General features: G+C 71.4%; 26 protein-coding genes and 1 tRNA gene. 16 read left to right on the top strand and 11 right to left on the bottom strand.

Going from position 1 to position 26442, the window contains the following annotated elements:
- Positions 1–31: 31 nt before the first annotated feature.
- On the top strand, positions 32–1249 hold the full coding sequence (gene manA / locus ACGGCP_RS19085) for a mannose-6-phosphate isomerase, class I (RefSeq protein ID WP_392967864.1): 1218 nt from the start codon (positions 32–34) through the stop codon (positions 1247–1249).
- Positions 1246–3768: a glycoside hydrolase family 2 protein gene (locus ACGGCP_RS19080; protein WP_392967862.1), complete on the top strand. Its 2523-nt coding sequence runs from the start codon at positions 1246–1248 to the stop codon at positions 3766–3768. Before manA ends, ACGGCP_RS19080 begins: the two co-directional genes overlap by 4 nt.
- A 47-nt stretch (positions 3769–3815) precedes the next feature.
- Here the strand turns inward: ACGGCP_RS19080 and ACGGCP_RS19075 are convergent.
- Positions 3816–3897: transfer RNA gene (locus tag ACGGCP_RS19075), tRNA-Leu, on the bottom strand.
- Between the two features lie 67 nt (positions 3898–3964).
- Between ACGGCP_RS19075 and rph the strand changes: the two genes are divergently transcribed.
- Together rph and rdgB are read left to right on the top strand one after the other, a co-directional pair.
- Positions 3965–4693 (top strand): ribonuclease PH, encoded by a 729-nt coding sequence (gene rph / locus ACGGCP_RS19070; protein WP_392967860.1) that lies wholly within the window; start codon positions 3965–3967, stop codon positions 4691–4693.
- Positions 4690–5274, top strand: coding sequence for an RdgB/HAM1 family non-canonical purine NTP pyrophosphatase (gene rdgB / locus ACGGCP_RS19065; RefSeq protein ID WP_392967858.1), 585 nt, complete (start codon positions 4690–4692; stop codon positions 5272–5274). The genes rph and rdgB overlap by 4 nt, the downstream gene beginning before the upstream one ends.
- Positions 5275–5315: 41 nt before the next feature.
- Here rdgB and ACGGCP_RS19060 read toward each other — a convergent pair whose 3' ends face one another.
- Entirely contained in the window at positions 5316–5765 is a 450-nt protein-coding gene (locus ACGGCP_RS19060; protein ID WP_392967856.1) for a peroxiredoxin, read from the bottom strand.
- Between the two features lie 188 nt (positions 5766–5953).
- Here ACGGCP_RS19060 and ACGGCP_RS19055 point away from each other — a divergent pair, with 188 nt between their 5' ends.
- Together ACGGCP_RS19055 and ACGGCP_RS19050 are read left to right on the top strand one after the other, a co-directional pair.
- Entirely contained in the window at positions 5954–7114 is a 1161-nt protein-coding gene (locus ACGGCP_RS19055) for a lytic polysaccharide monooxygenase (RefSeq protein ID WP_392967854.1), read from the top strand.
- Between the two features lie 134 nt (positions 7115–7248).
- Positions 7249–8130, top strand: coding sequence for a hypothetical protein (locus tag ACGGCP_RS19050; protein ID WP_392967852.1), 882 nt, complete (start codon positions 7249–7251; stop codon positions 8128–8130).
- Positions 8131–8182: 52 nt separating this feature from the next.
- On the opposite strand, the gene ACGGCP_RS19045 is transcribed toward ACGGCP_RS19050, so the two are convergent.
- From ACGGCP_RS19045 to ACGGCP_RS19035, 3 genes are read right to left on the bottom strand one after another with little or no spacing between them, the layout of a single operon-like run.
- Complete coding sequence (locus ACGGCP_RS19045) at positions 8183–9826, bottom strand: DUF885 domain-containing protein (protein ID WP_392967850.1); 1644 nt, start codon at positions 9824–9826, stop codon at positions 8183–8185.
- Positions 9827–9847: 21 nt separating this feature from the next.
- Positions 9848–10369, bottom strand: coding sequence for an NADH-quinone oxidoreductase subunit J (locus tag ACGGCP_RS19040; RefSeq protein ID WP_392967848.1), 522 nt, complete (start codon positions 10367–10369; stop codon positions 9848–9850).
- Positions 10366–10839: a 4Fe-4S binding protein gene (locus tag ACGGCP_RS19035; RefSeq protein WP_392967846.1), complete on the bottom strand. Its 474-nt coding sequence runs from the start codon at positions 10837–10839 to the stop codon at positions 10366–10368. Before ACGGCP_RS19035 ends, ACGGCP_RS19040 begins: the two co-directional genes overlap by 4 nt.
- A gap of 244 nt (positions 10840–11083) precedes the next feature.
- On the opposite strand from ACGGCP_RS19035, the gene ACGGCP_RS19030 reads away from it, so the two are divergent.
- Positions 11084–11560, top strand: coding sequence for a hypothetical protein (locus tag ACGGCP_RS19030; RefSeq protein WP_392967844.1), 477 nt, complete (start codon positions 11084–11086; stop codon positions 11558–11560).
- Complete coding sequence (locus tag ACGGCP_RS19025; protein WP_392967842.1) at positions 11544–12314, top strand: class F sortase; 771 nt, start codon at positions 11544–11546, stop codon at positions 12312–12314. The genes ACGGCP_RS19030 and ACGGCP_RS19025 overlap by 17 nt, the downstream gene beginning before the upstream one ends.
- 124 nt (positions 12315–12438) lie before the next feature.
- On the opposite strand, the gene ACGGCP_RS19020 is transcribed toward ACGGCP_RS19025, so the two are convergent.
- From ACGGCP_RS19020 to ACGGCP_RS19000, 5 genes are all read right to left on the bottom strand, one after another.
- Positions 12439–13251: a sugar phosphate isomerase/epimerase family protein gene (locus ACGGCP_RS19020; protein ID WP_392967841.1), complete on the bottom strand. Its 813-nt coding sequence runs from the start codon at positions 13249–13251 to the stop codon at positions 12439–12441.
- A complete protein-coding gene (locus ACGGCP_RS19015) occupies positions 13248–14390 on the bottom strand; it encodes a dihydrodipicolinate synthase family protein (RefSeq protein ID WP_392968050.1) in 1143 nt (380 codons plus the stop codon). Before ACGGCP_RS19015 ends, ACGGCP_RS19020 begins: the two co-directional genes overlap by 4 nt.
- Entirely contained in the window at positions 14336–15490 is a 1155-nt protein-coding gene (locus ACGGCP_RS19010; RefSeq protein WP_392967839.1) for a Gfo/Idh/MocA family protein, read from the bottom strand. The genes ACGGCP_RS19015 and ACGGCP_RS19010 overlap by 55 nt, the downstream gene beginning before the upstream one ends.
- A 205-nt stretch (positions 15491–15695) precedes the next feature.
- A complete protein-coding gene (locus tag ACGGCP_RS19005; RefSeq protein ID WP_344469334.1) occupies positions 15696–16061 on the bottom strand; it encodes a hypothetical protein in 366 nt (121 codons plus the stop codon).
- Positions 16058–18433 carry an SseB family protein gene (locus ACGGCP_RS19000; protein ID WP_392967837.1) on the bottom strand — a complete coding sequence of 792 codons (2376 nt, stop codon included), beginning with the start codon at positions 18431–18433 and terminating at the stop codon, positions 16058–16060. Before ACGGCP_RS19000 ends, ACGGCP_RS19005 begins: the two co-directional genes overlap by 4 nt.
- 283 nt (positions 18434–18716) lie before the next feature.
- Between ACGGCP_RS19000 and ACGGCP_RS18995 the strand changes: the two genes are divergently transcribed.
- The 8 genes from ACGGCP_RS18995 to ACGGCP_RS18960 all read left to right on the top strand — a co-directional run bounded on the left by ACGGCP_RS18995 (position 18717) and on the right by ACGGCP_RS18960 (position 24855).
- Complete coding sequence (locus ACGGCP_RS18995) at positions 18717–19811, top strand: S8 family serine peptidase (protein WP_392967835.1); 1095 nt, start codon at positions 18717–18719, stop codon at positions 19809–19811.
- The gene (nth, locus tag ACGGCP_RS18990; RefSeq protein WP_392967833.1) at positions 19808–20572 is read left to right on the top strand and encodes an endonuclease III; all 765 of its coding nucleotides are present in this window, start codon (positions 19808–19810) and stop codon (positions 20570–20572) included. The genes ACGGCP_RS18995 and nth overlap by 4 nt, the downstream gene beginning before the upstream one ends.
- Positions 20569–21129 carry a TlpA family protein disulfide reductase gene (locus tag ACGGCP_RS18985; RefSeq protein WP_392967831.1) on the top strand — a complete coding sequence of 187 codons (561 nt, stop codon included), beginning with the start codon at positions 20569–20571 and terminating at the stop codon, positions 21127–21129. The genes nth and ACGGCP_RS18985 overlap by 4 nt, the downstream gene beginning before the upstream one ends.
- Entirely contained in the window at positions 21126–21779 is a 654-nt protein-coding gene (locus ACGGCP_RS18980) for an NUDIX hydrolase (RefSeq protein ID WP_392967829.1), read from the top strand. The genes ACGGCP_RS18985 and ACGGCP_RS18980 overlap by 4 nt, the downstream gene beginning before the upstream one ends.
- 11 nt (positions 21780–21790) lie before the next feature.
- Positions 21791–22987 carry a MarP family serine protease gene (locus tag ACGGCP_RS18975; RefSeq protein WP_392967827.1) on the top strand — a complete coding sequence of 399 codons (1197 nt, stop codon included), beginning with the start codon at positions 21791–21793 and terminating at the stop codon, positions 22985–22987.
- 305 nt (positions 22988–23292) lie between these two features.
- A complete protein-coding gene (locus ACGGCP_RS18970; protein ID WP_030144656.1) occupies positions 23293–23970 on the top strand; it encodes a Crp/Fnr family transcriptional regulator in 678 nt (225 codons plus the stop codon).
- 162 nt (positions 23971–24132) lie between these two features.
- The gene (locus ACGGCP_RS18965; RefSeq protein WP_392967825.1) at positions 24133–24414 is read left to right on the top strand and encodes a F0F1 ATP synthase subunit epsilon; all 282 of its coding nucleotides are present in this window, start codon (positions 24133–24135) and stop codon (positions 24412–24414) included.
- 3 nt (positions 24415–24417) lie between these two features.
- A complete protein-coding gene (locus tag ACGGCP_RS18960; protein ID WP_392967823.1) occupies positions 24418–24855 on the top strand; it encodes a DUF2550 domain-containing protein in 438 nt (145 codons plus the stop codon).
- Positions 24856–24902: 47 nt separating this feature from the next.
- On the opposite strand, the gene ACGGCP_RS18955 is transcribed toward ACGGCP_RS18960, so the two are convergent.
- Positions 24903–26402 carry an alkaline phosphatase D family protein gene (locus tag ACGGCP_RS18955; RefSeq protein ID WP_392967821.1) on the bottom strand — a complete coding sequence of 500 codons (1500 nt, stop codon included), beginning with the start codon at positions 26400–26402 and terminating at the stop codon, positions 24903–24905.
- Positions 26403–26442 lie beyond the last annotated feature (40 nt).

Here is a 26442-nt window from a genome sequence, read left to right as displayed (position 1 = left end):
ACCACACCACAACTCAGGAAAGGGAACGGCAGTGCTCCTCCCCATCGACAACGACCCCCGCCCGTACCCGTGGGGCGCGGTCGGCCGGATCGCGGCGCTGCTGGGCCGTCCGGCGACGGGCGGGCCCGAGGCCGAGCTGTGGCTGGGCGCCCACGCGGGCTCGCCCGCGCGCGTGCTCGACCCGGCGGTCGGCACCGACCTGCGGGAGTGGATCGAACGCGAACCGGAGCGCGCGCTCGGCCCGCACGCCGCTGGCCGCCGCCTTCCGTTCCTGCTCAAGGTCCTCGCGGCCGGGTCGCCACTGTCGCTGCAGGCGCACCCCGACCCCGAGCGGGCCGCCGCCGGGTTCGCCCGCGAGAACGCGGCCGGGATCCCGCTGGACGCCCCGCACCGCAACTACCGCGACCCGTTCCACAAGCCGGAGCTCATCGTCGCGGTCAGCGACACGTTCGACGCCCTGTGCGGGTTCCGGCCCGTCGCCGAGACCCGGGACCTGGCCGCCGCGCTCCTCGCGCTCGACGCCGCCGGTCCCGACCCCGATCCGGAACCGCTGCAGGCGTTCGCGAAGCAGCTCGACAGCGGCCTGAGCGCCACGGTCGCCTGGCTCCTCGGCGGCGGCGCGGCACCGGCCGTCGCCCGCATCGTCGGCCTCGCCGGACGCGCGGACCGCCTCCCGCTGGCGCAGGCCGAAGCGCTCGCCACGGTCCTCGACCTCGACGCGGCCTACCCGGGCGACCCCGGCTCGGCCGTGTCGCTCCTGCTCAACCGGGTGGCCCTGCGCCGCGGCGAGGCGCTCTACCTGCCCGCGGGCAACATCCACGCCTACCTCGAAGGCGTCGGCGTCGAGCTCATGGCCGCCTCCGACAACGTCCTGCGCGGCGGCCTCACCGGCAAGCACGTCGACGTGCCCGAGCTGCTCGACGTGCTCGACTTCCGGCCCCTGCCGGTGCCCCGCCTGGACCCCGAGCGGCTCGCGCCGGGCGTCGACCGGTTCCGGCCCGACGTCCCCGACTTCGCGCTCTACCGGCTCGACCTCGACGCGGGCCCGGCCGAACTCCGCCTGCCCGGACCCGCGATCGCCCTGTCCACCAACGGGAGCGGCCGGATCGGAACGGACGCGTTCACCCTCGGCACCGCCTGGTACCGCACCCCGGACCCCTCGCCCGTGACGATCGCCGGGACCGGCGAGCTCTTCGTCGCGACCACCGCGCACGACCTGACACCCGACACCGCAAAGGAACAGCGATGACCCACCTGCCGCCGACCTTCCGCCCGCTCCACGAGGGCTGGACCATGACCGCCGACACCCTCGCGGCGGACGCCCCGGCACCGGTCGCGGCCGCGCTCGCCTCGGGCGTGCCGGCCGCCGTCCCCGGCGAAGCGCACCTCGACCTGCGCCGGGCCGGGCTGATCGACGATCCGTTCGACGGCGGCAACGAGGCCGCGCAGCAGTGGATCGGCGACACCGCCTGGCGGTTCACCACGGTCTTCGACTGGGCCGACGACGGCTCGGCCCGCCACGACCTCGTCGCGTACGGCCTCGACACCGTGGCTGTGCTGTCGCTCAACGGAACCGAGGTCGGCCGTACCGAGAACCAGCACCGCTCCTACCGCTTCGACGTGCGCGGTCTCCTGCGCGAGGGCCGCAACTCCCTCAGCGTCGCCTTCGCCGCGCCCGTCCCCGAGACCGACGCCCGCGCCGCCCGCGACGGCGAGCTCCCGCGCGTGAACCACCACGAGTACAACCAGATCCGCAAGATGGCCTGCTCCTTCGGCTGGGACTGGGGGATCGACGTGGCGGGCGCCGGGATCTGGCGGCCGATCGGCCTCGACTCGTGGTCGGGGGCGCGCATCGCCGCCGTCCGCCCGCTCGTCGACGTCGCCGACCGCCTCGGCGGCGGCCACGACGGCCTCCTCACCGCCCACGTCGACCTCGAACGCGCCGCGGGCGACGCCCCGGTTCCCGTCCAGGTCACGGTGACCGGCCCGGACGGCGAGACCCGGCACGCCACCGCGGAGGTCCCCGCCGGGGCGGCCTCCACCACTGTCGAGGTCCGCGTCCCGGACGTGCGCCGCTGGTGGCCGGTCGGCCACGGCGACCAGCCGCTCTACGACGTCGACGTCACCGCGGGCGAAGCGGTCTGGCACGGCCGCGTCGGGTTCCGCACCGTCGAGCTCGACACCGAGCCGGACGCGGCGGGCGCGCCGTTCGACCTGTTGGTCAACGGCGAACGCGTCCTCGTGCGCGGCGCGAACTGGATCCCCGACCACGCGTTCCTCACCGAGATCGACGCCGACCGGCTCGCGAGCCGCTTCGCGGACGCCTTGGACGCCAACATGAACCTGCTCCGCGTGTGGGGCGGCGGCATCTACGAGACCGAGGCGTTCTACGACCTCGCCGACGAGCACGGCCTCCTGGTCTGGCAGGACTTCCTCTTCGCGTGCGCCGCCTACAGCGAGACCGGAGCGACCCGCTCCGAAGTGGAGGCTGAGGCGCGCGAGCAGATCACCCGCCTCAGCGCCCACCCGTCCCTCGTCCTCTGGAACGGCAACAACGAGAACACCTGGGGCTCGGTCGACTGGTCCTGGGCGCACCACGTCGACGAGCGCGGCTGGGGCGACGCCTACTACTCCGAGCTCCTGCCCGCGCTCCTCGCCGAGCTCGACCCGACCCGCCCGTACTCCCCCGCGAGCCCGTACTCGTTCGGCGACTACCGCCACCCCAACGACGAGCGCTACGGCACCATGCACATCTGGGACGTGTGGAACCGCGCCGACTACAAGGTCTACGCCGACTACAAGCCGCGCTTCGTCTCCGAGTTCGGCTTCCAGGCCCCGCCCGCCTGGTCGACCCTCACCCGCGTCGTGCACGACGAGCCGCTCGACCCGTTCGGGCACGAGATGCTCGTCCACCAGAAGGCCAACCTCGGCAACGCCAAACTCGAACGCGGCTGGCAGGGGCACCTGCCCGACCCGCAGTCCATCGAGGACTGGCACTGGACCACCCAGCTCAACCAAGCCCACGCGATCCGCTTCGGCGTCGAGCACTTCCGGTCCCTCACCCCGCACAACACGGGCACGATCCTGTGGCAGCTCAACGACAACTGGCCCGTGGTCTCCTGGGCCGCCGTCGACTTCGACGGGCACCGCAAACCCGTCTGGCACGCCCTCCGCGACGCCTACGCGCCCCGCCTCGCCACCCTCCAGCCCCGCGCGTCGGCCGCAGCGGTCGCGAACGCCTGGGAAGGCCTCGAAGCCGAACCCGACACGCTCGCGCTCGTCCTGGTCAACGACACCGGCGAACCCTACCGCGGCACGTTCACCCTGACCCGCGAGACCTTCGACGGCGAAGTCCTCGCCAAAGCGGTGCTCGAAACCGCCGTCGACCCGCGCGACGCGACCGCAGTCACCGTCCCCGCCGACGTGGCCGCGTTCGGCGACCCCGCGACCGAGTACCTCCGCGCCGAAGGCGACGGCTTCGCCCCCGCGTTCCGCTTCGCCGCCGAAGTCGCCGCCCAGCGCCTCGACCCGCGGCCCTACACCGTCACGGCGGAACCCGCGCCCGACGGCTGCGTCCTCCACATCACGGCGACCTCCCTCGTCCGCGACCTCTTCTGCCACGCCGACAAGGTCCACCCTGACGCCCGCGCCGACCAGGGCATGCTGACCCTCCGCGCAGGCGACACCGCCACGATCCGCGTCACCGCCCCCACCGCCGACCCCGAGGCCTTCGCCGCGGCCCTCCGCAGCGCCAACGACCTCGCCTGACCCCGCAGACCACGAAACCCCGGCCCGCAAGGGCCGGGGTTCTTCTGTGCGCGAGGGGGGACTTGAACCCCCACGTCCGAGGACACAGGAACCTAAATCCTGCGCGTCTGCCAGTTCCGCCACTCGCGCGAGGTGGTCTGGTGCAGGGCAGCAACTAGTGTTTCACACGCGTCAGGGGTCCCGTAGTCTGGTGGGGATGACTCGACCTGACAAGCGCGCCGCCGACGAGCTGCGCCCCGTGAAGTTCACCCGATCCTGGACCGACCACCCCGAGGGCTCGGTGCTCGTTGAATTCGGCCGCACCCGGGTGCTCTGCACCGCGACGGTGACGCCGGGCGTGCCGCGCTGGCGGCGCGGTTCCGGCGAGGGCTGGGTCACCGCCGAGTACTCGATGCTCCCGCGGTCGACGCACTCGCGCAGCGACCGCGAGTCCATCCGCGGCAAGATCGGCGGCCGCACGCACGAGATCTCGCGCCTCATCGGCCGGTCCCTGCGCGCCTGCATCGACTTCAAGGCCCTCGGCGAGAACACGATCACCCTCGACTGCGACGTGCTCCAGGCCGACGGCGGCACCCGCACCGCGGCGATCACCGGCGCGTACGTCGCGCTGCACGACGCCGTCGACTGGCTCAAGGACCAGAAGATCGCGCGCAAGCCCGACAAGATCCTGACGACCTCGGTCGCGGCGATCAGCGTCGGCGTCGTCAACGGCGTCCCGGTGCTCGACCTCCCGTACGAGGAGGACGTGGCCGCGTCGGTCGACATGAACGTGGTCTGCACCGGCGAGGGCGACTTCGTCGAGGTCCAGGGCACCGGCGAGGAGGCGGTGTTCAACCGCGCCCAGCTCGACGAGCTGCTGGACCTGGCCCTCAAGGGCTGTAAGGAACTCGCCGGCCTCCAGGCCCGGACCCTCCTCGCGCCGTGAGGGTCCTGCTCGCCACCCGCAACGCCGGGAAGATCGACGAACTGCGGCAGATCCTCGCCGAGGCCGCCCCGCACGTCGAGCTCGTCGGCCTGAACGACGTCCCCGACTACCCGGAGACCCCCGAGACTGAGCTGACGTTCGCCGGGAACGCCCTCCTCAAGGCCCGCGACGGCGTCAAGCACTCGGGGCTCGCGACGATCGCGGACGACTCCGGCCTCGCCGTCGACGCCCTCAACGGGATGCCCGGGGTGCTCTCGGCCCGCTGGGCCGGCAGCGCCAAGGACGACGCTGCGAACAACGCGCTCCTGCTCGACCAGCTCGCCGACGTCGCAGACGAATTGCGCGGCGCGAAGTTCGTGTGCGCGGCCGCGATCGCCTGGCCTGACGGCCGCGAACTCGTCGTCCACGGCGAGATGCGCGGCACCGTCGGACGCGAACCGAAGGGCGCCAACGGGTTCGGCTACGACCCGCTGTTCACCCCCGAAGGATTCGACCGCACTAGCGCCGAGCTCACCGCCGCGGAGAAGAACGCGATCTCCCACCGGGGCAAGGCGTTCAGAGAACTGGCAAGCAAGATCTAGCTGAAGAGGCGGCCTCCGGGCCGCCTCTCCGCTTTTCCGCGTTACGCGGCCTTCAGCAGCTCCAGCGCCTTGTCGGCGTGGGCGTTCATGTTGACCTCGCTCTTGAACGCGCCGAGGACCCTCCGGTCGGCGCCGATGACGAAGGTCTTGCGCTTGGCCCCGAGCATGCCGAGCTTGCGGCGCGCACCGAAGGCCTCGGCGATCTTCCCGTCGGGGTCGGACAGGAGCGGGTACCCGAAGGAGTGCTTGGCGGCGAAGGCCGCCTGGCGGTCGACGGTGTCGTTCGAGATGCCGACGGGGGTCGCGCCGACGGCCTTGAAGTCGGCGGCGAGGTCGCGGAAGTGGCAGGCCTCGGCGGTGCAGCCGGCGGTCATCGCCTGGGGGTAGAAGAAGAGCACGACCGGGCCTGACTCGAGGAGTTCGTCGAGGCTGCGCGCGGTTCCGGTCTCGTCGTCAAGGGTGAATGCGGGTGCGGTGTCTCCGGTGTCCATGAAGCCGAGTGTATCCGCGTCCGCCGGGATCGGCCGTTTCGCGCACGGCCGCCCGAACCCGTTGCGTTCCATCAATAGATATAGATACACTCGAATATCACGATATTGTCAGCAGCAGTCCACGAGATCGCGCTGGCTCCTCCAGGGCCAGGTTGGGAGCGCTCCATGTCCGACAGAGGAGTAATTCCATGTCCACCACCGCCACGGCGGCGCTGGGCGGCAGACGCCGCCGCATCGCCGCCGTCATGTCGATGGTCCTGGCCGCCGTAGCGGCCCTGGCCATCACGGGGCTCTTCAGCAGGGACGAGGCCGAGGCCCACGGGGCGACGGTCTTCCCCGGCTCGCGCCAGTACTTCTGCTATTTCGACGCGCTCACGCAGAACGGCGCGCTCGACCCGTACAACGAGGCCTGCCAGGCCGCGTTCGACGAGGTCGGCCCCACCCCCTTCTACAACTGGTTCGGGAACCTCGACTCCAACGGCGCGGGCCAGACCGTCGGGTACATCCCCGACGGGCGCCTGTGCGACGGGAACGGCAAGGGCCCGTACGACTTCGAGCCGTTCAACGACCCGGGCAACTGGCCGCGCACGCACGTGACGGCCGGGGCGACCGTGGAGTGGCGCTACAACAACTGGGCGCACCACCCGGGCCGGTTCGACGTGTACATCACCAAGGCCGGGTGGGACCCGTCGCAGCCGATCGGCTGGGACGACCTGGAGAAGTTCCAGACGATCACCAACCCGGCGTCGAACGGCGGCGCGGGGACCAACGAGCACTACTACTACGCGAACATGACGCTGCCGCAGCGCAGCGGCTACCACGTGGTGTTCACCCACTGGGTGCGCTCGGACTCGAACGAGAACTTCTACGCCTGCTCCGACGTCGAGTTCGACGGCGGCAACGGCGAGATCACCGGCATCCGCCCCGGCGCCGACCTGCCGGGCAACGACGGCGGCGTCGTCAACCCGCCGACCGGGACCCCGACCTCCACGCCGACGTCGACCCCGACTTCGACGCCCACGTCGACGCCGACCGGGAACCCGACCGGCGCCTGCACCGCGACCGCCGAGGTCTACTCGTGGTCGGGCGGCGCGACGGTGAACATCACCGTCAAGAACACGGGCACGACGAGCATGGGGAACTGGATGGTCCACTGGCTGTGGCCCCCGAACTCGGGGATCGCCGTCAGGGACTCGTGGAACACCACGATCAGCACCATGGGCGACATGCAGATGGCCGGGCCCTCCGGCTGGAACGCGACCATCGCGTCGGGCGGGACGGCGAGCTTCGGCTTCAACGTCACCGGCAACCTGACGACGATGCCCGCGATGGACTGCATGCCCGCGTGACAGGCCGGTGATTCGCGAAGGTGACGCCGACCAGGCGGGAACCTGAACGATCGTCGAAATATCGCCGCTTCGACTCCTCCCCCCGAAGGCCTCCTGGAATACTTGAGCCAGCAGGTCTTCCGGGGGGAGGAGCCATGTCAGCATCCGCAGCGCCGGCGAAAGCCGGGCCTGAACCGATGACGGCGTCCACACGCGCCGGGGTCGTCGTCCAGACCTATATCTCCGACCACGTCGACGCGCTCAACCGCGCCATAGCGGCGTTCGAACGCCAGGCGCCCGGCTCCGCCGGGACCGTCCGCGTCACGATCCACCGGCTGCGCACCGTCATCCGCGGCTACGCGCACCTGTTCACCGAGACGCCGCCGCGCAGCCAGGAGCTCGACCACCTCCTGACGGCGCTCAAGCACACCGAGGACCTGGAGCGGCTCCGCGTCCACTTCTCGGACCGCTTCGACCAGCTCGGCCTCGTGGCCCCCGAGTACCCGAAATGGTATGCGGCCCTTGAACACGAGATGCGGTCCTCGTACGCGCAGGCCGAGGGCATCGCGTCGCAGACGTGGGTCGCGGTCCTGCTCAGCCAGGTGCGGCTGTTCACCGAGCACGTCCGGCTCAGCAGGGACGGCGACAAGCCCGCGTCCTCGCTCATGGGCGTGCTCTCGCAGGCGAAGAACCACCTGCTCGACACGTACGGGAAGCTCAGCTACGCCACCGACCTCGCGCTCGCGCGGGACGAGACGCGCGTCGCGGCCCGGGAGGCGCACTTCCTCGCCGAGGCCGCCGTGCCCGCGCTCGGGCAGGCCGCCCAGGACGTCGTCACGCCGGTCGCCGACCTCGAGCATCTGCTCGACCAGTACCGGCAGGCGGTGATCGCCCGCAACTGGCTCCTGCGCCTGCCGGGCGCCGACCGGGCCGACCGCCTCACGGCGAGCCTCGCCGACCTCGAGAAGCAGCACCTGCACCAGCTGGGCGAGGAGATCGACAGGGCCGCGCAGGACCTGACCGAACGCTGGAAGTAGCGAACGACGAACGGGCCCAAGGCGAAAGCCTCGGGCCCGTTCCTCTTGCGCGCTACCCCCGCAGGACGGAGGCGAGGTTGTCGAGGCCGATCGGCCCCAGGTTGAGGGCCCGCGTGTGCCAGGCCTTCAGGTCGAACGACGCACCGGCGGCGGCCTGCGCCTCCGCGCGGGCGTCCACCCACGCGCGCTCGCCGAGCTTGTAGCAGATGGCCTGGCCCGGCCAGCCCGCGTAGCGGACGATCTCCGGGTAGGCGCGGTGCTCGGCGATGCGGCCGCGCGACTTGAGCACGTCGAGGGCGACGTCGAAGCTCCAGCGGTCGCCGTGGCGCTTCGCCTCGGCGGCGGGCAGCGGCAGGTCGAGGTGCCAGCCGATGTCGATCACGACGCGGGCGGCGCGCAGCGCCGAGCCCTTGAGCATGCCCAGGCGCGAGCCCTTGTCGGTGAACCAGCCCAGCTCGTCCGAGAGCCGCTCGGCGTACAGCGCCCAGCCCTCGGCGTGGCCCGAGACCGAGCCGAACACCTTCGCGAAGCGCGAGAGGCCGTCCCCGGCGACCTTCGTCTGGCCGATCTGGAGGTGGTGCCCGGGCACGCCCTCGTGGAACACGGTGGTCAGCTCGCCCCAGGTGCGGAACGTCTCGCGCTCGGCGACCGGCCACCACGTGCGGCCCGGCCGCGACAGGTCCTCGCTCGGGCCCGTGTAGTACGCCGAGCCGGCCGAGGAGCCGTGCACGACCTGCACGTCCAGGTTCATCAGGCGCGGGTCGATGTCGAAGTGGACGCCGTTGAGAGCCTCGAGCGCGCCCTGGTGCTTCTCGCTCAGCCAGGCCAGGTACTCCTCGTGGGTGCCCACGGCCTCGGTCGCGTCCAGGTGGGCGATGACCTCGTCGAGCCCGGCGCCGGGGACGATCTTGTCGGCCTCGGCCGCCATCTCGTCCTCGATGCGGTGCAGCTCGTCCCACGCCCACTCGTACGCGTCGTGCGGGTCGAGGACCGCGCCGAGCGTGGACCGGGCCGCGAGGAGGTACCGCTCCTCGCCGACGCCGTCGCGCGGGGCCGCGTGCGGCGCGTACACCCGCTCCAGGTAGTCGGCGGCCGAGGCGAACGCCTCGTACGCGGCCTCGGCGGCCTCGCGCAGGTCGCGGGCCTGCGCGCCGTCGCCGTACGCGTCCAGGTGCTTGTCGAACGTGCGCGACTCGGCGTTGCGGCGGGCCTGCTTGACGCCCTCGGTTACCTGCAGCAGCGCCACGGTCTCGCCCGCCTCGATCCCGGCGTTCAGGGTTCGGCGCCAGGTCGCGAGCATCTCGGGGATGGCGCGCATCCGCGAGACGTTCAGGCGCCAGTCGTTCTCGGTCTTGCGCGGGGCGAGGTCCACATAGCTCACCAGGCTCTGCAGCATCCCGTACGGGACGCGCAGCGCGCGGCGCCACTCCCCGGCCTCGTGCTGGGCGACGCTCACCTCGAGGCGTTCGGCCATGTGGAGGCGGGCGAGGTCGTCGGCCGGGCCGGTCGACTCCAGGGCGTTCAGCTTCGCGAGGGTGTCGGCGTCGAGCTTCGCCCGCTCGGCGACGGCCTCGGGGCCGAAGTCGGTGGCGACCCCGAAGTCGCCCTTGATGCCGGCGGACCCGGCGAACATGGGGTGGAGGCGGGCGTACTCGGTGATGTACCCGTCGGCGAGCGCGAATATCGGTGAGGTCATGGCCGCCAGCTTACCGCGCGGCTAGTAATCCTTCGTTACGTGATCGTTGCTCGGCTTGGTCGAAACCACGACCGCACCCACCAAAGCGGCCAGGAGCAGCAAAGACAGCACTTCGAACGGCAGCACCCAGTCCGCGAACACCGCCTCGCCCATCCGCGCCGCACCGCCGCCCTCCCGGTCCGCGAGCCCGGCCCGGGTCCATCCGAACGCGCCGACGACCACGGCCGCCAGGCCGAGCCCGACCCCGCCCGCGATCAAGGCCCCGGGCAGCCGCGCCCGGTCCAGGTCGTCCGAAGGATCAGTGGGAGCCCTGGTCAGCATCGTCGCGAACAGCAGCAGCACCACGATCGCGCCGACGTACACCAGCACCAGCACCCAGGCTAGGAACTCGGCCGTCAGCACCAGCGCCGCCCCCGCGATGCCCGCGAACGCCACCGCCAGCCACAGCCCCGCCCGCACGATCCGCCGCGTCGTCACCACCGCCAGCGCGGCCCCGAGCGCGAGCAGCCCGAACGCCAGCAGCAGCACGTCGGCGAGCGTCACCCTTCGTCCGCCTTCACGGTCTCGGTCTTCGCCGCCTCCGGGACCGTCCCGAGCCACTCCCCCAGGTGCTCCTTGTCGTGCAGCAGGTCCCTGATGTCGCCCTCCGCGTACGCGAAGTCGGGGGCCCAGAACAGGGCGTCGAAGGGGCACACGTCGACGCAGATCCCGCAGTACATGCACAGCGAGAAGTCGATGTCGAACCGGTCGAGCACGTTCACCTGCCGCGGCCGGGCCGCGCCCTCGACCTCCACGGTCTCCTTGTGCGAGTCGATGTAGATGCACCAGTCCGGGCACTCCCGCGCGCACAGCATGCAGGACGTGCAGCTCGGCTCGTGCAGCGCGATCACGCCGCGCGTGCGCTCGGGCAGCTCGGGCTCGTTCTCGGGGTACTGGCTGGTGACGGCGCGGCGCGCGGCGGTGCGCGCGGTCTGTGCGAGACCGCTGACCAGTCCGCTCCCGGGAAGCCTCATCCCCTCATCGTGGCAGATGACACCGGTGTTTTCCAGACCGCAAGCCGCGCTTCGCACTCGAATTTCGGATCCGCCCGCCGTCCGGCCCGGCCGCGGCTGTCCGATTCCCGACTCGCCAGGCGTGGCGGCGGGGGCCGGTTTTCGCTTGAAACCGCCTGCTGCGTCCACAAGAGCCGTTACCGTGAGCCATTGACACGTCACGTACCGGGGGCGACCCGGTGCCGTCCGGGGAGGAACCGTGCCCATGCGAATGACGCAGCCCATCCGAGGGATGCTCGCCGCGCTGGCGCTCAGCGCCGCGCTCGTGCTGACCACCGCCGTTCCCGCGAACGCGGCCATCACCGTCACGCTCTCGCCGACGGCGGGCGCGACGGGCACCCGAGTGGACGTGCTCGCGTCGAACTGCGACATGGACGCGACCGGCGACGTCGAGAACACCGACACGAGCTTCAAGCTGCCGAAGAACAACAACAACGCGCAGGGCAGCTTCACCGTGACGGACAAGATGAAGCCCGGCACGTACACGGTCACGGTGACCTGCGGCAGCGACACCGCGTCGACCAAGTTCACGGTGACCTCGGGGACCGGCGCCGCCACGGGCGGCGGCTCGACCGCCTCCGACGCTGCCACGGCGGTGCTGTGGACCGGCGCGGCGGCGGTGCTCGTGGCCGCGGCGGGGCTCTGGCTGCTCAAGCGCCGCAGCAATGTCACTGCCGCCTGAGCCGACGGGCGCCGAGGCGCCCGAAGCACGTCACACTGCCGAACGACCCATCCACCGGCCGGAACCCGCGTTCCGGCCGGTGGCCGTCGTCGTCCTCTCGATCGTCCTCGCCGGGGGCCTCGGGCTCATGCTCGGCAGCGTCGTCCCGGTCCCCTCCTTCTCCATGCCGCACTTCGGGAACCCGTTCCACGAGGACCCGTTCGCCGTCGCCGACCCGGCGGGCGGCACCTGGCTCGACCGCTCCGAGCCGACCCGCGTCGACATCGGCGCCGTCGACATCCACGCCCCGCTCACCGCGCTCGGCCTCGACTACGAGGGGAACTTCGAGGTCCCCCGGATGTGGCGGCCGCACGAGGCGGGCTGGTTCGAGGCGGGCCCGACCCCCGGCGAGTTCGGTCCGACCGTGCTCATGGGCCATGTGGACACCGAGCGCTCCGGCCCGGCGGTGTTCTTCCCGCTCAAGGAGCTCGAGAAGGGCGACCGCATCGACGTCACCCGCGAGGACGGGATCGTCGTGACCTTCAAGGTGACCGCGGTCGAGTCCTACGCGAAGCAGCGCCTCCCGTACGAGGAGGTCTTCGGCATCGAGCCCGAACCGGCGCTGCGCCTCATCACGTGCGGCGGCGCCTTCGACCGGAAGGCGGGCGACTACACCGAGAACCTGGTCGTGTTCGCGAGCTACACGGGCCACCGCGAGGCGACCGAGAAGGACCGCGACCGCCCCTTGCACGGCCGCGACCACTTCAAAGACTGAGTCGACCGCGGGGGCGGGACCGGAGTGCTTGACCCCTGCCGGTCCCGCCCCCGCGGCATTCCAGGGGGCTCGTCCGCGGGCGCTCCGGCGTTGCCCAACCGCTGCCGGCGCGCCCGCGGCGCTCCTATGTCAGGACGCGCTCGAAAGCGGCCCTGGTCTCCTCGAAGACCTCCGCGCCCGGGCGGGCCCAGAGCGCGTCGTTGAACAGTTCGACCTCGATGGGGCCGTCGAAGCCGGTGGCGTCGACGGCGTCGAGGTAGCGGCGCATGTCGACGCAGCCGTCACCGAGCTGGCCGCGTCCGGTGAGGACGCCCGCCGGGAGCGGGGTGATCCAGTCGGCGAGCTGGAAGGACGCGATGCGGCCTTCGGCCCCGGCGCGTGCGATGCCCTGCCACACTTCCGGATCCCACCAGATGTGGTACGTGTCGACCACGACGCCGACGGCGGCCGGGTCGAACGGGGCGGCCAAGTCGAGCGATTCCTTCAAGGTGGTCACGACGCACCGGTCGCTCGCGAACATCGGGTGCAGCGGCTCGATCGCGAGCGTGACCCCCTGCTCCAGGGCGTACGGCGCGAGTTCGGCGAGGGCCGTCTTGACGCCCTCGCGGGCGGTGTCGATGGTGCCGCCGGGCTGGATCGGGCCCGAGACGAGGACGAGCGCCGGGGCGCCGACCGCGGCGGCCTCGTCGATCGCCTTCCGGTTCTCGGCCAGCGCCTCGTCGGTCGGGTCGGTGAAGAAGCCCCCGCGGCAGAGGCTCGTCACCGTGACTCCGGCGTCCTGGACGAGTTTCGCGGTAGCCTCGACGCCCATCTCCTGCAGCGGTTCGCGCCACAGGCCGATGCCGGAGCCGGTGCGCGCGCAGGCTTCGACGGCCTCGCGCTGGTCCCAGAACTTCGCGGTCGCGTGGTTGAACGAGAAGCGGTCGAGGATGCTCATGCGAGGGTCCGCTTCGGCTGGCCCGCCACCTTCAGGAGGGCGTTGAACCGGTCGATCGCGAGCGCTTCGTCCGGGAAGAGGTCCACTTCCAAAGCCAGGTCGACGATCTCGCCGAAGTGCGCGATGGAGCGGGCGGACTCGAGGCCGCCGACCATCTTGAAGTGGTCCTGGTGGCCCGAGAGCCACGCCAGGAACACGACGCCGGTCTTGTAGTTGAACGTGGGGGCCTCGAAGACCTTGCGGGCCAAGGGCACCGTCGGGTCGAGGATCGCGTGGAACCCGGCGACGTCGCCTTCGTCGAGGCGCTGCACGGCCTTCGCGGCGAGCGGCGCGAGCGGGTCGAAGATGCCCAGGAGCGCGTCCGAGTGGCCCTGCTCGTCGCCCGCGATGAGGCGCGGGTAGTTGAAGTCGTCGCCGGTGTAGCAGCGGACGCCTGCGGGGAGCCTGCGGCGGACGGCGATCTCGGCCTCGGCGTCGAGGAGGCTCATCTTGATGCCGTCGATCTTGGCGGCGTTCTCGGTGATGATCTCGATGAACGTGTCGGCGGCGGCCTCGAGGTCCGAAGAGCCCCAGTAGCCTTCGAGGCTCGGGTCGAACATGGGGCCGAGCCAGTGGAGGATCGCCTTGCCGCTGACCTCGCCGAGGAGCTCGGCGTACAGGGCCTTGTAGTCGTCGGCGCTCTTCGCGCTGGCGGCGAGGGCCCTGGAGCACATGAGGATCGTGCCCGCTCCGGCGTCCTCGACGACGGCGAGCTGCTCGAGGTACGTCGCCCGGATCTCGTCCATCGTGGTGGGCACGGCGCCGAGCTGGTCGGTGCCGACGCCGCACGCGAGGAGGTCGTCGGGGCCGGCGGCCTCGGCGGAGCGGCGGATGAGCTGCTTGGTCGCCTCCCAGTCGAGGCCCATGCCGCGCTGGGCGGTGTCCATGGCGTCGGCGATGCCGAGGCCGAGGTCCCACAGGTGCCTGCGGTAGGCGATCGTGGCGTCCCAGTCGACGGCGGCGAGGCGGCCGGGGCCGTTGTCCGCCAGGGGGTCCGCGACGACGTGGGCCGCGGAGTAGATGACGCGTGAGGTGAACTTGCGGGTCACAGGACCAGGTCCTCCAGCTCGATGCGGCGGCCTTCGCGGGCAGACCGGTATCCGGCCTCGGCCAGCTGGACGCCGCGGGCGGCGGCGAGGAAGTCGTGGTGCCACGGCTCGTCGTCGACGACGTGGCGCAGGAACTCCTCCCACTGGATCTTGAAGCCGTTGTCGAAGACCTCGTTGTCCGGCACCTCGTGCCACTGCTGGCGGAAGGGGATCGGCTGGTCGATGTCGGGGTTCCAGACGGGCTTGGGGGTGTGGACGCGGTGCTGGGCGCGGGCCTTGCGCAGGCCCGCGATGGCGGAGCCCTCGGTGCCGTCGACGTGGAACTCGACGAGCTCCTCGCGGTCGACGCGGGTGGCCCAGGAGGAGTTCATCTGGACGACGGTGCCGTCCTCGAGTTCGAAGAGGGCGTAGGCGGCGTCGTCGGCGGTGGCGGCGTAGGCCTGGCCGTGCTCGTCGAAGCGCTCGGGGATGTGGGTGACGACGTGCGCGGAGACGGACTTGACCTTGGCGAACGTCTCTTCGAACACGTAGGACCAGTGGGGGAACATGTCGAGGACCATGCCGCCGCCGTCTTCGGCGCGGTAGTTCCAGGAGGGGCGCTGGGCTTCCTGCCAGTCGCCTTCGAAGACCCAGTAGCCGAACTCGCCGCGCACGGAGAGGACGCGGCCGAAGAAGCCGGAGTCGACCAGGCGCTTGAGCTTGCGCAGGCCGGGGAGGTACAGCTTGTCGGCGACGGCGCCGTTCTTGACGCCGGCGTCGCGGGCGGCCCGGGCGAGGTTGAGGGCGTCGTCGAGGTTGGTGGCGATGGGCTTCTCGGTGTACACGTGCTTGCCGGCCTTGATGGCCGAGTTGACGGCGGCGAGGCGGTGCTGGGTGGTGAGGGCGTCGAAGTAGACGTCGATCTTGTCGTCGCCGAGGGCCTCGTCCAGGCTGGTCGTGTACTTGTCGAGGCCGTGGCGGCCGGCGATCTCGGCGAGCTTGTCGGCGCTGCGGCCGACGAGGGTGAGCTCGGGCCAGATCACGCTGCCGTCGGCGCGCTCGACGCCGCCCTGCTCGCGGATGGCGAGGAGCGAGCGCACGAGGTGCTGCCGGTAGCCCATGCGCCCGGTCACCCCGTTGAGGGCGATGCCGACGGTGATTCTCTCTGCCATAGGGATGTGCTCCAGACCTTGCCGAACATGGCGTGGGGAGCGCTCGCCGAACCATGCAGGCAAACGCTTTCTTATTTCTCTGAACTATACATCAAACAACAGCCGTGTGAAAGCGGTCTCCTGACACTTTCGCCGGAACGGCCGCGCGGGCCGGGGCGGGCACGGAAAAAGCCCCGGCCGCGCGGCCGGGGCTTCCTCGGAAGTCCTAGAGGTACTGCTCGCTGATGTCGGTGACCTCTTCGGCGGGCGCCCAGATCTGGTACACGCCGTTGTCGTACGGTTCGAGCCCGAGCGAGCGGGCCACGTCGCTGCGGCCGCCGCGGTACTCCAGCCGCAGCCACTCCCCCGAGGCGCCGAGCACGAAGAACGGCTCGCCCCGCCAGGTCGCGACCGTGCGCACGTAGAAGAAGTCCTCGAGCTCGCCGATCGGCACGCCGCGCCGGAACCGCCCGTCGGCGACCTCGACGAACCCGTCGCCGCCGGTGGGCGAGTACAGCCGCACGTGGGCCCCGTCGGGGCTGGAGTCGTATTCGGCGCCCTTCCAGCGGGCGATGTAGCCGTCGCGCATCAGGCGTCCTTCCATTCGCGGTCGCGGGTGTCGAGCACGTGCGCGGCCCGCTCCTCCGGGTTGGGACGCACCAGGTCGTAGTGCCCGTCGGCGTCGCCCCAGGCCTCGCCGAGCGCGCTGTCGTAGCCGTACGCCTCGCCCATCGGGCCGCTCGGCGCGGGACCGGCGGGCAGCGCCGGAGCAGCGGACGCCTCGATCGCGGCCGGACCGCCGAACGATCCGTCGATCGGGGTCCACTCGCGGGTGTCGGCGTCGTAGTAGGCGATCTCGGCGACCTCGCCGCGCGAGTCGATCCGGAGGATCTTCGCGCCGTGCGGGAGCCGCACCGAGTCGACCTTGTGCTCGGGGATGCGCTCGTCGCCCTCGGAGGGCGCGAACCCGTCGCCGCGGAACGGGCCGGGCTCGACGACGGTGCCGCCGCGCGACTCGGCCGTCGCGTAGTCGTTGCCGCCCAAGGCGACCGGGTAGAGGTCGGTGCGGTAGCCGATCCAGCGCAGGACGTGCACGGAGTCGTCGGCGGGGCTGAACTCCTCGCTGGAGCGGATGAGCCCGAGCGCGAGGTACAGCTGCGCGGGCGTGCGCAGGTGCTCCACGGCCCCGGCCGGGTGCACGAAGCCGCCGACGCGGTCGTAGCCGCGTTCGAGGTAGAACGGCACCTGCTGGTGCGGGATGGTCTTCTGCCACAGGACGGGCTGGACCTTGTGGGCGGGCGAGTTGGCGCGCGCGGCCGCGGCGTGGCGCTTCTCCATCTCGGTCGCGAACCGGAGCAGGTCCTTGGCCTCGGCCCACTTGATGAGCGGCTCGATCTCGGGGCCGCTCATGTTGGCGCCCACGGAGGTCCCGGGGTTGACGTACAGCGCGTAGTCCTGGGAGGGCCAGTGCTGGATGAGCCAGCCGAAGGGCACCGTGGTGTGCGCGGTGTCCTCGCCGGCGCGCTCGGCCATGCGCTCGGGCGTGGTGTAGACGGTGATGCCGATGATGCCGTCGACGATGTCGCTGGACCAGCGGAACGCCGGGTCGCCGACGCGCAGGTGCGCGGCCTCGGGGTCGCCGATCGGGAGGATCACGCTGGCGCACAGGAGGGTCTGGAGGAACGCGGCGGTGTCGCCGGAGGACGCGGCGGCGGCGAGCAGCGGCTCGGCCTCGTCCCCGGTGAGCTCGACCGGCTCGCCCTGCGCCTGGGCGCTCGGCGCCTCGGCCTCGGCGGGGCGGCGCCCGAAGGCGCTCGACATGGACGCGAACGATTCGGCGGAGCGCTGCGGCTCGGAGCCGAAGGCGCCGTTGCCGAAGCCGTCGCCGTTCTGGAACGGGTCCTGCTGCTGCGGGACGAACGCGGCGGCGTTCCCGAAGGACTCGCCCGCCGGGAACGGCTCGGGAGCGCCCACGGGCGGCGCGGGGGCGCGGGTCGGCAGGGTCGACGGGTCGGGCTGCTGGTCGCGCAGCCAGTCGGGGGCGTCGGGCCATTCCTGCTGCTGCGACTGGCTCGGCCACTGCGCGTCGGCCGGGAACGCCGGAGGCGCCGCGGGCGGCTGGGAGTGGTGCGGCGGCTGCGAGCCGAAGCCCTGCGGCTGCGAGCCGAACTCGCGCGGCTGGGATCCGAAACCCTGGGGCTGCGAGCCGAACGAGCGGGGCTGGGACTGCTCCGGCTCGGGCGGCGGCTGGGACGCGAAGGCGTGCCCGTTGAACGCGTCGGCCTCGGGCGCTTCGTCGCGCGGGGGCTGGCGCAGCGGCAGCCCGGCGGAGGTGGTGCCGCCGACGGTCGAGGCGGCCTGCTGCGCGGCGCCGTTCAAATCGGAGGAGCGGCGCGGGGCGGGCGGGACCTCGGGGACCGGCGGGGCCGGGGGCATGAAGCTCTCACGGCGCGGCTCGGGGGCGGGCGCCATAGGGTTCGCGAACGGGTCGGACTGCGCAGCCGAGAACGGGGACGGCTGCGCGCCGGAGGAGTAGGCGTCGTACTGCTCGGCAGGCGCCGGTTCAGGCGCGGGGTCTGCGGGGACGGTCGTCATGCCCTGGGCGACTTGGGAGACGAACCAGGCCGGGAGGTACCCCTCGATCGGCAGGCCGGGGTTGACGGCGAGCCACCACTCCTCGTCGGGCCAGGCCTCGGCCAGCGCGGCGAAGGAGACGCGGCGGGAAGCGCCGGCGTTGTCGCGGAGGCAGGTCTGGAGGGCGGTCTCGGAGGTGAAGGCGAGGATGTGGGTGCGGTCGTCGGTGGTCCAGGTGGCCCACGTGTCGGCGCCGGACCCGTTCGAGTCCTCATAGGACAGTGGGAGGACGAGTTCGATCTGCGCCAGGATGCGGAAGTATCCGTCCTGGTCCTCGGCTCGGAGCGCCTCGCGGAGGCGCTGCTCGATCTCGTTACTGGGTTCCCACATCGATCCCACTCAGCCCTTCCCCCCTACCGGTCCTGGATGGGGCGGTGCCCGTCGACGGCTCGCAAGCGTCGCCGGGGCATGTCGAGCGAACGCGGCGTCCCCTCGCGATCGTCACCGTAACGCGAGGGCGTTGTCAAGTTTCCGTCAGTAGGGCGAGAATAACGAATTCATAAAGGAGAGCGTGTGTCATTCCCACGCTGTGGGCCTGTCGCTGTGTAACGATCCGGTTCTCATGGGGGACCGGTTCGCTCGCTTCGCTCTCGCCTGTGTGTGCTCGACGCTGTTGGCGCTCTTGCTCTCCGCGCACACGGGCCGGGCCTCCGCGCCCGCGGCGTGGCATCTGGAGGCGGTGGGGGCGCCCGCGGCGTGGGCGACGAGCACCGGTGCGGGCGTGGTCGTGGCGGTCGTGGACTCGGGTGTGGACGCGGACCATCCGGCGCTGGAGGGCGCGGTCCTGCCGGGCCGCAGTTATGTGGACGTGGACCCGGGGGCGGAGCCGCGGCTGCTGGCGTTCGGGTCGGATCCGGGGCCGGTGTACGAGCGGGCGTTCGGCCAGGCCGATCCGGTCGGGCACGGGACGGCGGTGGCGGGGTTGATCGCGGGCCGGGAGGCCGGACATTCGGGGGTGGCCCCGGACGCGGAGATCCTGCCGGTGCGGGTGCTCGACGACGAGAACCGGTACCACGATTCGGCGATGGTCGGCGCGGCCGTGGAGTGGGCGGTGGACAACGGCGCGGACATCGTGAACCTGTCGCTGGGCGGCCATTACGATTCGCCGCCGTTCGCGGAGGCGATCGCGTACGCGGAGGCGCATGACGTCTTGATCGTGGCGTGCACGGGGAACCAGCGCGCGGAGGCGCCCGCCGAGGACGTGTGGTTCCCGGCGCGGGTGCCGGAGGTCTTGGCGGTGACGGGCTCGGACGAGGACGGACGGCGCTGGAAGACCGCGGTGACGGGCGAGGAGACCGATCTGGCCGCGCCGGGCGCGGACCTGACGGCCCCGAAGCCCGGCGGCGGGTACAAGACGGTGACGGGCACGTCGTTCGCGTCGGCCGTGGTGTCGGGCGCGGCGGCGCTGGTGCGTTCGGCGCACCCGGAGTGGAGTGCGGATCAGGTGCGGCGGGCGCTGACGGGTTCGGCGGCCGGTGCCGGTGCGGGCCTGGGCGGCGGGGTCGTGGACGCGGCCGCGGCGGTGGACGCGGAGGTGCTGCCGCGCGCGTCGGGGACGGCGGAGTCGGCGATCTCACCGGTGTGGAGCGCGGCGGCGACGGCCGCCGGGGGCGGCCTGCTGGGGGCGTCGGCGCTGCTCCTGCGGGGCGGGCGCGGGCATCGCGGGCGCGGTCGGCTGCCGGGCCGTCCGCGTACCATGGCGGGGTGACCGCCGCCGACGCCCGGAAGGGTAAAGAGACCGAGCTGGCCAGGAAGCGCCGGGCCCGTGTGATCGACCGCCTGCTGGCCGCGGCGCATCCGGATGCGCACTGCGAGCTGGACTACGCGAACCCCCTCGAACTGGCGGTGGCGACGATCCTGTCGGCGCAGTGCACGGACGTCCGGGTGAACCTGACGACTCCCGCGCTGTTCAAGAAGTACCGTTCGGCAGCGGACTACGCGGAGGCGAACCCGGAGGAGGTCGAGGCGATCATCCGCCCGACCGGGTTCTACCGCAACAAGGCGAAGTCGATCATGGGCCTGGGCAAGGCCCTCGTCGAGCACCACGACGGCAGGCTCCCGGAGGACATGGAGTCGCTGGTGAAGCTGCCGGGGATCGGCCGCAAGACGGCGAACGTGATCCGCGGCAACGCGTTCGGGGTCCCGGGCATCACCGTCGACACGCACATGATCCGGATCACGAACCGGCTCGGCCTCGTGGACGGGAAAGACCCGGTGAAGCTGGAGTTCCAGCTGCAGAAGCTGATCGAGCACCGCGAGTGGACGATGTTCTCGCACCGAATCATCTTCCACGGCCGCCGCGTGTGCATCGCCCGCAAGCCCGCGTGCGGCGCGTGCACCCTGGCGGCGCACTGCCCGTCCTTCGGGGAGGGCCCGACCGACCCGGCCGAGGCCGTGAAGCTCTTGAAGGGCGACAACGTGGACGAGCTGATCCGGCTCGCGGGCATCGAGCGCGCGGTGGGCGCGTGAAGCGGGTCCTGACCGCCGCGGCGGCACTGTTCTTCTTGGCGGCGTGCACGGCGGAGTCGCCCGCGCCGGGCGTCACGGTTCCCGAAGCGGCCGAACCGACCTGGTCGGTCGCCTGCGTTTCCGGCACGACTGCGATCGACGGCGTCGGCGACCTCGAACTGGACTGCCTCGGCGACGAGGCTCCCACAGCGGTGGGCCCGGACGGCAAGCCGATGCTCGTCGTCCTGTGGGCGTCCTGGTGCGGGCCGTGCCAGGCCGAGGCCCCGGAGGTCGAGGCGTTCTACCAGGCGTACGGCGACCAGGTCGACGTGCTCGGGGTGGACACCGCCGACGTGCGCGACACGGGCCGCTCGTTCGCGGAGGAGTTCGGCATGACCTTTCCTTCCGTGTTCGATCCCGAAGAGGCCGTTCGCATCGGGCTCGGCGTCCCGGGCCTGCCGGGGGTCGCGTTCGTGAACGCGGACGGCACCGTCGCCGAGGTCGTCGCCGAGCCCGGCGTCACCACTGCGAGCCTCGCCGAGACCGCCGAGTCCGCGTTCGGACTGGAGCTGGCATGACCGAGACCCGACCCGGCTGGTGGCCGCCGCTGCTCAAGGCCGCCGAGGCCGCGGAGCCGCCGGTGATCGGCCGCGTCATCGCCGACCACCTCCTCCCCTACGAGGAGGACGACGCCCGCACCGCGTCGGTCCTGGTGCTGCTCAAGGACACCGACGAAGGCCCCTCGGTGCTGCTGCAGCAGCGGGCCGCCACCCTGCGCCACCACCCCGGCGAGGTCGCGTTCCCCGGCGGCGGGACCGAGCCGGGCGACGCCGACGCCGCCGCGACGGCCCTGCGCGAAGCCGCCGAGGAACTCGCCGTCGACCCGTCCTCGGTGCTCGTCGGCCGCTCCCTGCCGAAACTGTGGATCCCCGTGTCCGGCTTCGCGGTCACGCCCGTGCTCGCCCTGTGGACCCGCCCGCACCTGGTCGCCCCGCAGGCCGCGTCCGAAGTCGCCGCCGCGCACCAGGTCCCGCTGCCGCTCCTGGCCGACCCGGCCTCGCGCGGCACCGTCCCGTTCCCGTCCGGCCGCAGCGGCCCGGGCTTCCAGATCGAAGGCGTGCCCTTGATTTGGGGGTTCACCGCCGGGGTACTGTCGTGGCTCCTGGACCTCGGCGGGTGGACCCGCCCCTGGGACACCGGCCGGACGATGGAGCTCGAACGGCGCTGAACGGAGGCGGCATGGAACCGACCAGTGCGGGACTCCTCGTCGACGTCGTCATCGTGCTCCTGGCGCTCCTGTTCGCGATCAACGGGTACCGCGAGGGGTTCATCGCCTCCGCGACCACGTTCATCGGGTTCCTCGGCGGCGCGATCCTCGGCATCCAGATCGCCCCGTTCGCCGCCGACTTCTACTCCGAGGCGCTCGCGAAGCTCATCGCGTCGCTCCTGGTCGTCTTCGCACTCGCCCTGGGCGGCATGGCCATCGCCACGTCACTGGGGTACAGGCTCCGCAGGCGGCTGCGCCGCGACGGCTCCAAACGCCTCGACCACCTCGCCGGGCCGATCGTCTCCGTCGCCGCCGTCCTCCTCGTCACCTGGGTCGCGGCCGCGCCGCTCGCGAACTCCTCGATGCCCGCCGTCGCCTCCGCCGTGCGCAACTCCAGCCTCGTCTCCGGCATCGACGAGTACATGCCCGAGGCCGTCAAAGGCGTCTACGAGTCGATGCGCGAATCGCTCAACACCTCCGGCATGCCCGACGTGTTCTCCGGGCTCGACCCGACCGAGGCCCGCTCGGTCGACCCGCCCGACCCCGAGCTCGCCGCGTCCGGCGTCGTCACCGGCTCCAAGGACTCCGTCCTCAAGGTCCACGGCTCCGCGCCGTCCTGCGACCGCCAGATCGAGGGCTCCAGCTTCGTGTACGCCGACGGCCTCGTCGCCACCAACGCGCACGTCGTCGCCGGGACCGAGCAGGTCCAGGTCGAATCCGACGGCGACCTCTACGACGCCGAGGTCATCGTGTTCGAACCCGAGAAGGACCTCGCGGTCCTCTCGGTCCCCGACCTCGACGCCGCGCCGCTCCCGCTCCAGGCCGACACCGCCGCGTCCGGCGACGACGCCATCGTCCTCGGCTACCCCGGCGGCGGCCCCTACACCGCGACCGCCGCCCGCGTCCGCGAGGCGCGCATCGTCACCGGCCCCGACATCTACGACGACGGCACCGTCACCCGCGAGGTCTACCAGCTGTACGCGCAGATCATCGGCGGCAACTCCGGCGGGCCCCTCCTCAACCCGCAAGGCGAGGTGATCGGTGTCATCTTCGCCGCCGCCGTGGACGACCCCGAGACCGGATACGCCCTGACCATGGACGAGTCCGCGCCGGTCCTCGACGCCGGCCGCACCGCCTCCGGACCCGTCGGCACCGGATCGTGCACCTGATCTGTGGGTTCCTGTGGGAATACGCCATTGCCTGATACTGGGCGTGGCGTCACATTGCAGGTAGGCTGTACCGGTCGCTGTCGACGCTTTCCGTTTACCGGAGACAATCCCCTGCTGAGACGGCGTGGTGAGTCTCTCGGGGTGACGCTCGGAACCGACGGAACGCATTCATTCGGATACGAATGTCGATTTCGGCGTCTACGGTGCGCATGTGGATTTACGGGGGTCTCGCTCCCGCAATGCGGACAAGAGGCATAGACTCAGTACTTGCACTAGCGGTGCGTTGAAGAAAGGTGCGAACGGACATGGAAGATGTATTGGCCAGGGCCGCCCTGTTCAAGGGCGTAGACCCCGAAGCTGTCGAGTCGCTCATCAAAGAGATGGAGTACATCGACGTCAACAAGGGCCAGACAGTCTTCACCGAGAACGAGCCGGGTGACAGTCTGTACATCGTCATGTCCGGGAAGGTGAAGCTCGGCCGCCGCTCGGCCGACGGCCGCCAGAACCTGATCGCGGTCATGGGCCCGTCCGACATGGTCGGCGAGCTCGCGCTGTTCGACCCCGGTCCCCGCACCGCCACCGCCACCGCTCTCACCGACACCCGCCTGGCCCGCCTGTCGAAGACGGCGCTGCGCCCCTGGCTGGCCAACCGGCCCGAGATCGCCGAGCAGCTGCTCCGCGTGATAGCTCGCCGGCTGCGTCGCACCAACGACTCGATGGCGGACCTCATCTTCACCGACGTCCCCGGACGCGTCGCCAAGGCCCTGCTGCACATGGCGAGCCGCTTCGGCACCCGCGACGGCGGCGTCCTGCGCGTCACGCACGACCTCACGCAGGAAGAGCTCGCCCAGCTGGTCGGCGCCTCCCGCGAGACCGTGAACAAGGCCCTCGCCGACTTCGCCGGGCGCGGCTGGCTGCGCCTGGACGGCAAGAGCGTCATCATCATGGACCCCGAGCGGTTGGCTCGCCGGGCCCGCGTGTAACGCCCAAGGATGAACATGAGGCCCTCGGCTGTGCCGGGGGCCTTCTTGTTTCCACAGGTCCGCAGCGTGATCTCCCGATCACGGCCCCCGGGCGACTCGACGTTCGCGCCGAAGCCCGTCTAGACTTCCCGTAACCATCCCGGAGTCTGCTGAAGGAGCGTTGTGGCAGGGCAACTGAACGTCGAAGTCGTAGCAGTCGACTCGAAGGTGTGGTCCGGAACGGCCAAGGCCGTCTACGCGCGCACCACCGAAGGCGAACTGGGCGTCCTCCCCGGACACCAGCCGCTGCTGGGCGAACTGCGGATCGACAGCAACGTACGCGTGCAGCCGGTCGACGGCGGCGAACTCGCCTGGCAGATCGAAGGCGGCTTCCTGTCGGTCACCACCGACGGGGTCACCATCCTCGCCGAGACCGCCGAGCCGGTCGCCCCCGCTTCGGCCTAGACCATGCTGAAGGCACTGCTCGTCGTCGCCGCACTGGCGGCGGCCGTCGCGGTGTTCCTCGTGCTCACGTACGTCCGCCGGTCCTTCCTGTCCCGCTCCGGCTCGGTGGCCATGGCCGCCCGGCTCTCCCGGCACATGGAAGGACGCGGCTGGGCCCCCGGCTTCGCCGTCTACGAACGCGGCACCCTCCGCTGGTACCGGATGTTCTCCCTCGCCTTCGGCCCCCGCTACTCCCTGCAGCGCCACGACGTCCAGGTCTCCGAGCGCCGCAAGCCCGCCGGGCCCGAAGCCCAGATCTTCCCCCCCGAAGTGGCGATCCTCCGCTGCAAGTCCTCCTCCGGCGAAGTCGAACTCGCGATGACCACCTCGGCGGTCACCGGGTTCCTCTCCTGGCTCGAAGCCGCCCCGCCCGGAGCCGAGTTCTACAGCGGCCGCGACTGACACGAAAACGCCTCCCCCGAACCGATCGGAGGAGGCGTTCCGCGTTGCTAAGCCGCCGGCTCCAGCGTCTTCACGAACAGCGTGTTCCCGTCGAGGTCCTTGAGCGACACCGTGAACATCTCCGTCTCCGCGTCGATCCCGACCTCCCCGAAGAACTGGTAGCCCATCGCCGGCGACGTGTTCGCCGCCGGAGGCGGCTTCATGAACACGGCCTCGGGGCCGAAGGTCGCATCGAGCTTCCCGGGCCCGAACGCGCCCGCGTTGAGCGGCCCCGACACGAACTCCCAGAACGGGTCGAAGTCCTGGAACACCGCCCGGTCCGGGCTGTAGTGGTGCGCCGCCGTGTAGTGCACGTCGGCGGTCAGCCACACCATGTTCTTCACGCCCTCGCGCTTCGCGAACGACAGCAGGTCCGCGATCTCGCCCTCGCGGCCGCCCGGCGCACCGCCGGTGCCGTTCGAGACCCCTTCCTGCGCACCGGTCCCGTCGCCGACGACGAGCCCGATCGGCAGGTCCGCCGCGATCGCCTTCCACGTCGCATTCGAGCGCCGCAGCTCCCGCTTGAGCCACGCGAGCTGCTCCGCGCCCAGGATCTGCCCGGTCGGGCCGTCCGCGTCCGGGTTGGGGCTCTTGAAGGTCCGCATGTCGAGCACGAACAGGTCCAGCAGCGGACCATGAGCGATCTTCCGGTAGATCCGGCCCGCCGCGTCGAACCCGCCCGGCGTGTACTCCGCGAACGCCTGCCGCGCCCGCGCCGCCAGCACGTCCACGTTCTTCTCCGTGTACTGCGGCAGGTCCAGGATCTCCCCCGGGTACCAGTTGTTCGTCACCTCGTGGTCGTCCCACTGGTTCACCATCGGCACCTTCGCGAGGTACGCGCGCAGATTCTCGTCCAGCAGGTTGTACTTGAACTGGCCCCGGTACTCGTCCAGGGTCTCGGCGACCTTCAGCTTCTCGTCGACGAGCGTGTTCCTCCACGTCCGCCCGTCCGGCAGCGCCACCGTCTCCACGAGCGGGCCGTCGCTGTACACGAAGTCGCCCGAGCACAGGAAGAAGTCCGGTTCGGCGTCGGCCATCGCCTGGAAGATCCGGTACCCGCCGAAGTCCGGGTTGATCCCCCAGCCCTGCCCGGCCAGGTCGCCCGACCACTGGAACGTGATGTCCGCCGGCTCGCACGCGGCCGTCGTGAACGACCCCTCCAGGGCCTCCGACTCCCGCTCGCCCTCGGCGGTGATCCGGTAGTGGTACGTCTTCCCCGCCCGCAGGCCCTTGAGCCGCACCTTCCCGGTGAAGTCCGTCACTTCCGTCAGCGCCGGGCCGTGGATCCGCCTGGCGTGCTTGAAGTCCGGGCGCGTGGACAGCTCCACGCGCATCTCGGAGCCCCGGTCGGCCCGCGTCCACAGGACCGCGCCCCGATCGGTCACGTCACCGGACTGGACGCCGTGGGTGAGCTGCGGGCGCGAAGCGGCGTACGAGATCCCGGGAGTGCCGAGAAGGACCGCGCCGCCGGCCCCGGCGGCCAGCAGCCGCCGACGAGCAATCTGCACTGTCGTCTCCAAAAAACCGTGGGGGTGTTCGATTGACAGC

The organism is Glycomyces sp. NPDC048151 (assembly GCF_043202775.1).
Taxonomy (GTDB): Bacteria; Actinomycetota; Actinomycetes; order Mycobacteriales; family Micromonosporaceae; genus Glycomyces.
The sequence above is the reverse complement of the archived record's forward strand: the minus strand, read 5'-3'. Positions and strand labels throughout refer to the sequence as shown.

Coding starts and splice junctions, on each gene's coding strand:
- ACGGCP_RS19055 (WP_392967854.1), top strand. CDS start 5,954: ATGTCCACCACCGCCACGGCGGCGCTGGGCGGCAGACGCCGCCGCATC.
- ACGGCP_RS19060 (WP_392967856.1), bottom strand. CDS start 5,765: ATGGACACCGGAGACACCGCACCCGCATTCACCCTTGACGACGAGACC.
- ACGGCP_RS19080 (WP_392967862.1), top strand. CDS start 1,246: ATGACCCACCTGCCGCCGACCTTCCGCCCGCTCCACGAGGGCTGGACC.
- ACGGCP_RS19025 (WP_392967842.1), top strand. CDS start 11,544: ATGTCACTGCCGCCTGAGCCGACGGGCGCCGAGGCGCCCGAAGCACGT.
- ACGGCP_RS19030 (WP_392967844.1), top strand. CDS start 11,084: ATGCGAATGACGCAGCCCATCCGAGGGATGCTCGCCGCGCTGGCGCTC.
- ACGGCP_RS18975 (WP_392967827.1), top strand. CDS start 21,791: ATGGAACCGACCAGTGCGGGACTCCTCGTCGACGTCGTCATCGTGCTC.
- ACGGCP_RS19050 (WP_392967852.1), top strand. CDS start 7,249: ATGTCAGCATCCGCAGCGCCGGCGAAAGCCGGGCCTGAACCGATGACG.
- ACGGCP_RS19045 (WP_392967850.1), bottom strand. CDS start 9,826: ATGACCTCACCGATATTCGCGCTCGCCGACGGGTACATCACCGAGTAC.
- ACGGCP_RS18980 (WP_392967829.1), top strand. CDS start 21,126: ATGACCGAGACCCGACCCGGCTGGTGGCCGCCGCTGCTCAAGGCCGCC.
- ACGGCP_RS19010 (WP_392967839.1), bottom strand. CDS start 15,490: ATGGCAGAGAGAATCACCGTCGGCATCGCCCTCAACGGGGTGACCGGG.
- rph (WP_392967860.1), top strand. CDS start 3,965: ATGACTCGACCTGACAAGCGCGCCGCCGACGAGCTGCGCCCCGTGAAG.
- ACGGCP_RS19000 (WP_392967837.1), bottom strand. CDS start 18,433: ATGTGGGAACCCAGTAACGAGATCGAGCAGCGCCTCCGCGAGGCGCTC.
- ACGGCP_RS19035 (WP_392967846.1), bottom strand. CDS start 10,839: ATGAGGCTTCCCGGGAGCGGACTGGTCAGCGGTCTCGCACAGACCGCG.
- ACGGCP_RS18960 (WP_392967823.1), top strand. CDS start 24,418: ATGCTGAAGGCACTGCTCGTCGTCGCCGCACTGGCGGCGGCCGTCGCG.
- ACGGCP_RS19020 (WP_392967841.1), bottom strand. CDS start 13,251: ATGAGCATCCTCGACCGCTTCTCGTTCAACCACGCGACCGCGAAGTTC.
- ACGGCP_RS18970 (WP_030144656.1), top strand. CDS start 23,293: ATGGAAGATGTATTGGCCAGGGCCGCCCTGTTCAAGGGCGTAGACCCC.